The sequence below is a fragment of the Methylomonas sp. BG-2 genome, assembly GCF_057766305.1.
Window position 1 is genome coordinate 1 of the sequence record NZ_JBYMAP010000147.1, and the last position, 10,612, is coordinate 10,612.

Consider the following 10,612-nt stretch of genomic DNA (forward strand, 5'->3'; position numbering starts at 1 on the left):
TGCGGAGGGGGTTTCTCGACACGAGAATCTAAGGTTTAGACAACGGATTGGGCTTGAGACAGGCTTTTAATCGGCGACTGTTCGAGAGGGAAGGACTAATTTTTAGGGACTGGAGAAACAGAAAGTTTGCGACAAACATCCTTTGTGTTTCGCTCAAGTGGGCGAAACGAAAGAACGCTACCGAAGTGACTGCTTGTTCCACCCGATTTGGATAGGACCGAGCAACAGGACTGTAGGCACTGCCCGGATTTCGAGGTTAGGTGTTTGAACCGGCGTAGCGGGTTTGGGCGGAAAAGCGCCCGGAGTTGGAAGCAACGAGCGATACCGCCCGCCGCAAGGCTTAGTGTGACAACGTGCGTAACAGGTTTTTATAGTCCTCCGCCATCTTGACGTCTTCGTCCTTGAGTTCGGCGACCCGTTTGCAGGCGTTGATGACGGTGGTGTGGTCGCGACCGCCGAAAGCGTCGCCGATTTCCGGATAGCTGTGCGAAGTCAGCTCCCTGGCCAAACTCATCGCGATTTGCCTAGGGCGAGTAATCGACTGCTTGCGGTTTTTCGATGACAGATCGGCGACCCGGATTTTGAAATATTCGGCGACGGTTTTTTGGATGTTGTCGATGCTGACTAGTTTGTCTTGCAGGCTGATCAGATCGTGCAAGGCTTCCTTGGTAAATTCGACGGTGATGTCGCGGCCGGTAAATTGCGAGTTGGCCACTACTCTGCGCAATGCCCCTTCCAGATCTCGAACATTGGACGGAATGCGTTTGGCGATGAAAAACGCCACGTCGTGGCTAAGATCCACGCCGACCTGTTGGGCTTTCTTGATCAGAATCGCGGTGCGGGTTTCCAGGTCGGGCGGTTCTATCGCCACCGGCAAACCCCAGCTAAATCGGGATTTCAAACGGTCTTCCAGACCTTCGATTTCCTTCGGATATTTATCGCAAGTCAGTACTACCTGGTGCTTTTGGTCGAGCAGATTATTAAAGGTGTGGAAAAACTCTTCCTGAGAACGCTCCTTGCCGGCCAAAAATTGAATATCGTCCATCAACAGTACATCGATGTTACGGTAGTAATCCTTGAAATGATTGATTTGGTTTTGCTGCAAGGCTTTAACCATATCCTGCACGAATTTTTCCGAGTGCAGATAAACGATGTTGGCGTCCGGTTTTTTCTGCAGCACCGCATTGCCGATCGCGTGCATCAAATGGGTTTTGCCCAAGCCGGAACTGCCGTAAACGAATAACGGGTTATACACCTTGCCGATGTTGTCGGAAACCGTGACCGACGCGGCGCGGGCCAATTGATTGGATTTACCCTCGACGAAGCTTTCGAACGTGAACGCCTTGTTTAAAAAATTGGGTTGGTTTTTTTTCTGAACCGGACTCTTGTTTAGCGTTTGCGCTTTGATTGCCGGTGCTTTTTTGCTGCCGATTTCGAAATGCACCGCCAGCGTGGCATTGGAAAATTCGTTGACCGCGTCTTCGATGCGGGTCAGAAAGTGCTGCTTGATATGATCAATGATAAAGCGATTGGGTGCGAGCAGTTTTAACTGGCTGTCGGTTTCCACTGCTTGTAGTGGCCGGATCCAAGTATTCAGGTCGGTGCCGGGAATTTCATGTTCCAGCTTGGCCAGGCAGTTGTTCCAAATCACACTCATCGGGGGTGTCTAAGACGTCTAAAAAGACGGCAAATGATAGCACAGCGGCGGGATGGGGCTTGACTCTTGGTCGTTATCAGAAAAGAATGGCGGCCGCATCGATTTCCAGCTTTTTACAATGACTACCGGCAAACTTTACATCGTTTCCGCGCCTTCCGGCGCCGGGAAAACCAGTTTGGTCAAACGCTTGACCGCCGAATTGGACGGTCTGACCGTATCGATCTCGCATACGACGCGGCCGATGCGGGTCGGCGAACAAAACGGCGTCGATTACTTTTTCGTGTCGGTTGACGAATTCAAAGCCATGATAGAACGGCAGGCCTTTCTCGAGCACGCCCAGGTATTCGACAATTTCTACGGCACGGCTCAACGTACCGTCGAACTGGCGTTGGCCGGCGGTACCGACGTGATATTGGAAATCGATTGGCAAGGCGCTCAACAAGTTAGGAATATGCAGCCGGACAGCGAGTCGATTTTTGTCTTGCCGCCGTCGATCGAAATTTTAAAACAGCGCTTGCGCGGGCGCGGCCAGGATACCGAGGAAACCATCGCCCGCCGGATGCAGGATGCCGTCACCGAAATCAGCCACTATCCGGAATTTGATTATCTGGTGGTTAACGATGACTTCGAAACCGCGCTGAATCAATTAAAAAGCATCGTGGTCGCCAACCGGGTAGCTCAGCAGCGCCAACAGCAACAAATTACCGCTTTGCTGGAAAACTTACTCAACTAACTATAGATAAGTATTATGAAGACCACTCATCCCAGATTAAAACTCATAGGCTTAGTTCTGCTGTCCGCAGCGGCCTTGACTATCACCGGCTGTTCGGACGACAAGTCGCAACCGGCAAGTTCGGAAAAATCGGCTGCCAAGGCCAAGGCGCCGGAGAAAAAACATGTCGAACACGGCGAAGCCACCGATACCGCCAAGTTTCGTTTCGAAAAGGAGTTCGCGCAAAAATGCGTCGAACGGGAGCTGCACAATTCGAACAATCCGGATGTGGACAAGCCGCGTCTGGAGGAAAGTTGCGGCTGTATTGCTCGCCATATGTCCGAAGACTTGGCCGATACCGAAGCCGAAAAGTATTTGAAAGAACACGAAGATACTCACTCGCTGCAAATCAAATTCGACGCGGCCGCCTATTTTTGCCTGCAAAACAAACCGGTACCCAAAGGTCCGCATTTGTTCGGCAAACCGCAGTAAGCCTAAAACGGTTTAGGCGAATGCCGGCTAACCATCAGCCGGCATTCGCCCCTGGAACTTCAGACCCGTGGGAGAGGCTGCAGCCGCGGTTGACAGGATCCGGTGAAGTTGCCGTTCCCCCTGAACTTCTCGAAGCTCCAAGCAGGAAAACACCAAACGTGTCATTGTCGGAGCAATGAATCCGGGATTCACGGTAATGGAAAACTCGATTCGTGGCGGGTCAAACAAAGCCCTATTCGAAATTTACCTTTGCGGAGTTTCCCAGGGTTTTAATCCAATTTCACAGCCAACCGTTCCCGCTCCGGCGGCGGCCAAACCAACCCTGGTTGACTAACATTACGGAGAATGGTCGGAAAATGCCGTTTTCCCGCAACCAGCGCCAGCAATTTACCAACGGATTTTTTCATCATGACCTCATCTAGCGAACTTTTTTCTCAAGCCCAACAAGTGATACCCGGCGGCGTCAACTCGCCGGTGCGGGCCTTCAAGGGTGTCGGCGGCACGCCGGTCTATTTCGACCGAGCCCAAGGCGCTTACGTCTGGGACGCCGAAGGCAAGCGCTACGTCGATTATGTCGGTTCCTGGGGGCCGATGATTTTGGGCCATGCCCATCCGGCTGTGATAGAAGCCGTCAAGCAATCCGCCGAAAAAGGCTTGAGCTTTGGCGCGCCGACCGAAATCGAAACCGTGATGGCGCAAAAAATCTGCGAGCTACTGCCGTCGATCGACCTGGTGCGGATGGTCAGCTCCGGTACCGAAGCGACAATGAGCGCGCTGCGCTTGGCGCGCGGTTATACCGGTCGCGACAAGATCGTCAAATTCGAAGGCTGCTACCACGGTCATTCCGATTCCTTGCTGGTCAAGGCCGGCTCCGGTGCGTTGACTTTAGGCGTACCCAGCTCGCCCGGCGTGCCGGCCGCGTTGGCCGCCGAGACCATCACGCTGGCTTACAATGACAGCGATGCGGTCAAACAAACCTTCGCCGAAATCGGCGAGCAAATCGCCTGCATCATCGTCGAACCGGTAGCCGGCAACATGAACTGCATCCCGCCGGAACCTGGTTTCTTGCAAACCCTGCGCGATGTCTGCGACCAATACGGCAGCGTGCTGATCTTCGACGAAGTGATGACCGGCTTCCGCGTCGGCTTACAAGGCGCGCAAGGCCTGTATGGCATCACGCCTGACTTGACCACGCTGGGTAAAATCATCGGCGGCGGCCTGCCGGTCGGCGCCTTCGGCGGCAGCCGCAAAATCATGGAATATCTGGCCCCGCTCGGCCCGGTTTATCAAGCCGGCACCTTGTCCGGCTGCCCGGTGGCGATGGCGGCCGGCTTGAAAACCCTGGAACTGATAGGCGCGCCGGGTTTCCACGACGCCTTGGCCGCCAAAACCAGCAAATTGTTGGCCGGCCTACAAGCCGCCGCCGACGCGGCCGGCATCCCGTTCACCACCAATCAGGTCGGCGGCATGTTCGGCCTGTTCTTTAGCCAAGAAAAAACCATCAGCCGATTTGCTCAGGTCATGGCCTGCGATGCGGACCGCTTCAAACGCTTTTTCCATGCGATGTTGGAACACGGAGTTTATCTGGCACCGTCGGCTTTCGAGGCCGGGTTTGTTTCCGCGGCGCATGCGGATCAGGATTTGCAGGCTACGGTGGATGCGGCGGCTCAAGTGTTTAAGGGGTTATGAGTTGGCGGACGTTACGATCAATGTGGGTGTCCCTAGCTTTTAGGCACCGGTTTGGGGAAGGAATTGATTGAATTTTGGGTTTTCCCGGTTGTTTCATTCTTGTCGGCGGCGGCTACTTATCTGGTAACCGCCTGGCGGGCTGGAAAAAGACAGCTCCAGCTGAAAATACAGTTGGAACAACAACAGCAATTACTGCAGCAGCAAACCGTGAAATTGGCGGTTGCCGAGGAAAGGCTAAGCCTGTTGAATCAGCGCGAATCGGAGTTGCAAGCGTTGCAACAACAGCTATTGGCTATGAAAACCGAAAACGCCGAACTTAATACCCGCCAGCAGGAACAACACAAGCATAACGAAGAAAAAATCCGCTTGCTGCAGGATGCGGAAAATCAACTGAAAGCCCAGTTCGAAAATCTGGCGCATCGAATCTTCGAGGAACGCGGCAAGCAATTCGTCGAGCATAATAAGGCCAGCATCGAAACGCTGGTGGCACCGCTAAAGCAGCAGCTCGGCGAATTCAAACAGCGGGTGGAAAGCGTTTACGACAACGAAACCAAGGATCGCATCAGCCTGCGCGAGGAAATCGTTTCGTTGCGCCGCGACACCCAGAAAATGAATCAGGAAGCGCTGAATCTGACCCGCGCCTTGAAAGGCGACCACAAAGCCCAAGGCAATTGGGGCGAGATGATTCTGGAAAAAGTGCTGGAGCAATCCGGCCTGCGCAAAGGCATCGAATACGAAACTCAAGGCGCGTTCCGCGACCAGGACAACCGGCTGTTCAAACCCGACGTGATCGTCCGCCTGCCGGACAACAAGGACGTGGTGATCGATTCCAAAGTCTCGTTGAATGCCTACGAACGCTACTGCTCCAGCGAAGGCGACGCCGAACGCGTCGAAGCGCTGAAACAACACGTCGAAGCGGTGCGCGCCCACATCAAAGGCCTCAGCGGCAAGGATTATTCCAGCCTGAAAGGCCTGCGCTCTCTGGATTTCGTGCTGCTGTTCATGCCGATCGAAGCCGCCTTCATGGCCGCCTTTCAAGGCGACGAAAAACTATTCAACGATGCCTTCGAACATAAAATCGTCGTCGTTACCCCAACTACGTTGTTGGCGACGCTACGCACGATCCAAAACATCTGGCGCTACGAGCAACAAAACGAAAACGCCCGGCTGATCGCCGACAAGGCCGGCGCGCTGTATGACAAAATCCGCGGTTTTGTCGAAGACATCGAAAAGCTCGGCAATCAACTCAGCACCGTGCAAAAAACCTACGATGGCATCGTCAACAAACTCAGCAGTGGCCAGGGCAATCTGTTGCGCCAAGCCGGCGCGCTCGAAGAACTGGGCGTGAAAGTCAAAAAGAAACTGCCCAAGAGCCTGACCGAGCAAATGGACGCCAGTGACGAGGCATGAGTTTGAACGACGCTACCTTGCATCTTCGTTGCGAAGGGAGTTGTCAGAAGTTTCTGGCCTAGCCCCGTTCCGCAGCTGAATGGTTACATAGAATCGAAATTATTACTTGGCAAATTGGGAGGGTGTCCATGTAAGGTTCTGTAGCGAATTCGCCTTCCCCCAAAACTCCTAATCAACCAAAAAAGCAAGAAAAAAGTGCCAGGAAATTTTTCCTTGACTTGTTGATGATAATCATTATCATTTATACCGAAAGGCCGCCTCTCGTGCTGTTCTTATCACGCCTTTTCAATCTTCTGATTTTTCAGTGTGCGGCAAATTAATTTTGACTAAATAAACCAGATCCAAGCATCACTGCCAGCCGACCTAACGGTAGCCAGCCAATCGTTTTCAGTTTCATCAACCGAGAGGCTTTTATGTTACCGACCGCCCATTTCAATCAGCTTTTATGCCTAAGCTTGTTCCGCTTCGTATCCAACGAACGAACAAGTAAATCGACACCTATACCGCAAACCGCCAAATTCAAGAATCCGGCAACGCTTCCGTTGCACTGTCAATCTCTGTCAAGGCGCGAAGATTCGGGCATCAGGATGAATTCATCAGCGGCTGATATTCATCAAACTCGCGGAAAATTGATAAGCGGCCAAACAAGTGGAGTTGGCTATTCGTGCCATTCGGAATGGACCCCGCCATTTTGGTATGGACACGTGAATGGTTTTCACGAAGGCCGATGTCAATAAAATCCGTTTTATTTTCCAAGCCGAAAACACCAAGCAAAGTAGTCCAATTTCGGGGTGTCTGACTTAGGCATGGCAAGGATGCGAATTTGTCATGGCGTTCAAATCAGGAAGCCTAATGATCAGCCCACCCGAAACCGATCCAACAATTTAGAGTTTGGATTGATAAGCAACAGCCACCCAGCTCTTTCGCCAGGTAGCCATCGATCGAATCGGTACGCAACTAAGCGCCATACATCCGTACATTAAAATCTTATCGCCGCGTTTAGGAATAACGGATTTTCTAGGCCTGGCGGACACATTGGCGGAAACTTGGAATGAGGCAAGATCGACTGAAAATATAAAACTAAACACCGGAGTTTTACAGTCGTGAAATAACTGCGAACTGAATAAATCGTGGCTGTTTGCGCGGGGTAATAGTGCCGGAAAAATCTTCAATAAGCCCAACAAACTTCCCTTCGCATGAATTTGCGAGCGAATAGGGAATAACCATTGGTAGAAATTTAATAGTAACGATTGTCGATATTGCAATTTCGATTGAAATTAACAAATGCAATTGAATCATCAAGGAGCCCTTATCATGAGACGTGCGACCTCTCGCTTGGCTATCACTTTAGCCGCTAGCGCATATTTTGCTTCATCGCCGCTAGCAGCTGTTGAGCCCGAGCGAGACACGGATACTTTGGAAGAAATCGCGGTGAAAGGAGACTGGCTGGAGCCGCCGACCAAGGACAATATTCGCACCTACCCAGGTGGGCGATCAGCGGTCACCGACACCGAATTGCAACAGGCCGGTGCCCGCACGCTGGAAGACGCTTTACGCTTAGTACCGGGCGTCCGCGCCCAAGATGAAACAGGTACCGGTATTCTGCCGAATATCGGCGTGCGCGGATTGGACCCCAGGCGTAGCACACGCACGTTGGTATTGGTTGACGGCATTCCGATCGCGTTGGCACCGTATGGGCAAACAGGCTTGTCGATGTTCCCGCTGACCATGCAAACCGTGGATCGAATCGATGTCGCGCGCGGCGGGGTGGCCTTGCGCTATGGGCCTAACAATGTCGGTGGCGTGATCAATTTCATCAGCAAACCGATTCAGGATAAATTCAGCGCCACCCTAAGGGAGGCGCTAACCATTTCCACCGAGACCGGCAACGTGCTGACCGACAGCTACCTGCGTGCCGGTGGCTTCGTCAACGACAGGCTGGGCCTGCAATTTCAGGCCAATACGCTGATGGGCGATTCGTCCCGCGCCCATTCGAACACTGAAGTGGAAAACTTGGCCTTGGATGCCCACTGGTTCGTCACCAACAACGCCGACATCAAGGCCGGTTTGCAGTATTACAATACCGATACCCAGTTGCCGGGCAGCCTGTCGCCGCAAGCCTACGAACAAAACCGCTTTCAGTCGCAACGGCCGTACGACAAATTCCAGGGCGATACCGTGCGTGGACATTTGGTCTACAACCAACATTTCGACCTGTTCGGCAGCCCGGCGGAGTTCAACTGGACCAACTTCGCCCATACCAGCGACAGGGAGTTCACGGTCGGCTGTCTGCTCAATGCCGCCGGAACTTCATGTAATCTCGATCCCGCCAAGGTGTCCAACGGCGTGCAAACCAGCCCGCGCACCTTCACCGTTTACGGCACCGAACCGCGTCTAACCGTAGGCGCCAAGACCGGCTGGCTCGATCACAAATTCACCTTAGGCGGGCGTTACGTCAGCGAAGACGTCGAACAAGGCGTCGATCGGACTCGCCTGAGCAACGGCAACGTCGTCACCGCCCAAAACTTCCATTTCGGCACCGATGCCTTTGCGCTTTATGCCAGCGATACCTTGAGCGTGTGGAATGAGCGGCTTAGCGTCACGCCAGGCTTGCGTGCGGAATGGATAGAGCAATCCAGCCGCAACCGCTTGACCGGCACGGCCGCCGACAGCCGTGGCGACGAGCTGTTGCCCGGTCTCGACGTAGGCTATCACTTATGGCCGGATAAAATATTCCTGTTTGGCAACCTGCACAAATCCTTGCAGCCGGTTCAATTCACCCAAATTACCCTGGGAGGCGATACCGGCGTGGAGAAGGCCTGGAACTACGAAGTCGGTTTACGCGTGTCGCCGTTATCGGAGCTCGACGCCACCTTCAGCTATTTCCGTTTCGATTTCGACAACCAAATCGTCGGCGTCGTGGAAAACGGCAGCACCAAATTCCGCAACCTCGGCGAAGCTTGGCATGAAGGCTATGAAACCGAACTGGATTGGCGTCCATCCCTCGTAACCGGCCTCGATCTCAAGGCGGGCTATACCTACGTGGACACGCGGCAGTTGAAAAACCTGTTCAGCGGCACCTCGCAAGTCGCATTTAAAAACAATGAAGTACCTTTTAGCTCGCACCATCAAATTAGCCTGCAAAGCAACTACCGCATCGGCACCGTTAATTTCAACATCAACGGCTCGTACCTGAGTTCCGCATTCACCGATGCGGCCAACACCGTGGCGGAAAACGCCGTCGGCGACAAAGGCAAGATACCGGGATATTGGCTTTGGAACGCCCAGATCACCCAGGACTTCCGTGTCGACAAAGCGAACATGCGGATCGGACTGGCCGGCAACAACTTGTTCAACCAGGACTACTACTTCCGCGGCGTGGATACCAGCCTGGGCCGAATGCCGGGACCGGGCCGCTCCGTAATGCTCAGCGTGCAAATGGATTTATGAGGAAAAAATCATGCGTAACCAGGAATTGATTCTACTGACTCATGTCCCGACCGAATCGGTCAACGACGGCTTTCTGCCGGCGGCGCGGCATCTCGGCCTGTCGCCGGTGCTTTTGACCGACCAAGCCGAAGCCCACCGTCGGCACTTTAGCCAAACCGGGCTGCCGGCCTATCCGGACGCCATCATCGCCTGCGACGTGTTTAATCCGTTAGCCGTGATTGAAACGGTCGGCCGGCGCGGACAAAAACCGGCGGCGATTTTTTCCAACAGCGATCACCTCCAAACCAGCACGGCGATCGTCGCCGAGTATTTCAGCCTGCCCGGCAAGGACTGGAAGGTGACCTATCGCGCCAAGAACAAAGCTGAAATGCGCGGCTATCTCAGCCGGCAAGGTATCGAAACGATGCGCTACGCGGTGGCGTCGGAGCCGGAAAGCCTGGCACGGGCCGCGGCCGATGTCGGCTTTCCGTGCGTGGTTAAACCGCGCGAAGGCGTTGCCAGCCAGGAAGTCGGTTTGGCGCGGGATGATGCCGAACTCGCCGCCCATTGCCAAGCGGTTTGGCAAACCCGGCCCGGCCAAGTCATGCTGTTGGAAGAATACCTCGTAGGCCCGCTGTGCACGCTGGAAACATTGGGCGACGGCAAGGGATTGCAAGCGCTGGGCGGATTTCACGTTCGGCTGTCCGCGCCGCCGCACTTCGTCGAACTGGAAGCCGACTGGAGCAGCGAGCTGGCGAAGCAGCAGGAGGTGTTGAACCAGATCAGCGGTTTCGGCGTCGGCTTCGGCGCCTGCCATACCGAATTCGTATTGACCGCCCAAGGGCCGCGCCTGATTGAAATCAACTATCGCTGCATCGGCGACCGGCGCGATTTTCTATTGGAGCAGACGCTGGGCATCCCGTTGTTCCAAACCGTGCTGTGGCTGCATTTGGGCGAACCGTTGCCGGCCTTGCCGTCCGCGCCGCGCGCGGCCGCGATACGCTATCTGACACCCTCCGCGGACGGCCAAATCATCACCGCCCCCACGCCGTTCAACCGTAACGGCGGTGCCGTAGACATCGGCCTTCGCGTCCTGCACCAAGCGGGCGACACCATAGCGATTACCCATTCCAATAAAGATTACCTGGGAGTTTTGACCGGCGTCGGCACGGATGCGGATACCGTGCATCAAGCCTTGGCCCAAGCCCGCGCCAGCTTGGCGT

At 54.3% G+C, this 10,612-nt stretch carries 8 protein-coding genes; 6 read left to right on the plus strand and 2 right to left on the minus strand.

Going from position 1 to position 10,612, the window contains the following annotated elements; translation table 11 throughout:
- Positions 1 to 340: 340 nt before the first annotated feature.
- Positions 341 to 1,657, minus strand: coding sequence for a chromosomal replication initiator protein DnaA (gene dnaA / locus AC3B8H_RS14200; protein ID WP_488442201.1), 1,317 nt, complete (start codon positions 1,655 to 1,657; stop codon positions 341 to 343).
- 118 nt (positions 1,658 to 1,775) lie between these two features.
- On the opposite strand from dnaA, the gene gmk reads away from it, so the two are divergent.
- Positions 1,776 to 2,390: a guanylate kinase gene (gmk, locus tag AC3B8H_RS14205; RefSeq protein WP_488442202.1), complete on the plus strand. Its 615-nt coding sequence runs from the start codon at positions 1,776 to 1,778 to the stop codon at positions 2,388 to 2,390.
- Positions 2,391 to 2,405: 15 nt separating this feature from the next.
- Positions 2,406 to 2,861, plus strand: coding sequence for a hypothetical protein (locus AC3B8H_RS14210; RefSeq protein ID WP_488442203.1), 456 nt, complete (start codon positions 2,406 to 2,408; stop codon positions 2,859 to 2,861).
- Positions 2,862 to 3,130: 269 nt separating this feature from the next.
- On the opposite strand, the gene AC3B8H_RS14215 is transcribed toward AC3B8H_RS14210, so the two are convergent.
- Complete coding sequence (locus tag AC3B8H_RS14215) at positions 3,131 to 3,271, minus strand: hypothetical protein (RefSeq protein ID WP_488442204.1); 141 nt, start codon at positions 3,269 to 3,271, stop codon at positions 3,131 to 3,133.
- Here AC3B8H_RS14215 and hemL point away from each other — a divergent pair.
- The 4 genes from hemL to AC3B8H_RS14235 all read left to right on the plus strand — a co-directional run.
- On the plus strand, positions 3,270 to 4,550 hold the full coding sequence (gene hemL, locus AC3B8H_RS14220) for a glutamate-1-semialdehyde 2,1-aminomutase (protein WP_488442205.1): 1,281 nt from the start codon (positions 3,270 to 3,272) through the stop codon (positions 4,548 to 4,550). The two genes, AC3B8H_RS14215 and hemL, sit on opposite strands and share 2 nt — an antisense overlap.
- A 171-nt stretch (positions 4,551 to 4,721) precedes the next feature.
- Positions 4,722 to 5,960 carry a DNA recombination protein RmuC gene (locus AC3B8H_RS14225; protein ID WP_488442206.1) on the plus strand — a complete coding sequence of 413 codons (1,239 nt, stop codon included), beginning with the start codon at positions 4,722 to 4,724 and terminating at the stop codon, positions 5,958 to 5,960.
- 1,431 nt (positions 5,961 to 7,391) lie between these two features.
- Positions 7,392 to 9,410 carry a TonB-dependent receptor family protein gene (locus AC3B8H_RS14230; RefSeq protein ID WP_488442207.1) on the plus strand — a complete coding sequence of 673 codons (2,019 nt, stop codon included), beginning with the start codon at positions 7,392 to 7,394 and terminating at the stop codon, positions 9,408 to 9,410.
- Positions 9,411 to 9,420: 10 nt separating this feature from the next.
- Positions 9,421 to 10,612, plus strand: a 1,192-nt coding sequence (locus tag AC3B8H_RS14235) for an ATP-grasp domain-containing protein (protein ID WP_488442208.1), incomplete at its 3' end; no start/stop codon positions are given.

Excerpts from the sequence above, each read along its gene's own strand:
- gmk (WP_488442202.1), top strand. The coding sequence starts at position 1,776 with ATGACTACCGGCAAACTTTACATCGTTTCCGCGCCTTCCGGCGCCGGG.
- AC3B8H_RS14215 (WP_488442204.1), bottom strand. The coding sequence starts at position 3,271 with ATGATGAAAAAATCCGTTGGTAAATTGCTGGCGCTGGTTGCGGGAAAA.
- AC3B8H_RS14210 (WP_488442203.1), top strand. The coding sequence starts at position 2,406 with ATGAAGACCACTCATCCCAGATTAAAACTCATAGGCTTAGTTCTGCTG.
- dnaA (WP_488442201.1), bottom strand. The coding sequence starts at position 1,657 with ATGAGTGTGATTTGGAACAACTGCCTGGCCAAGCTGGAACATGAAATT.
- hemL (WP_488442205.1), top strand. The coding sequence starts at position 3,270 with ATGACCTCATCTAGCGAACTTTTTTCTCAAGCCCAACAAGTGATACCC.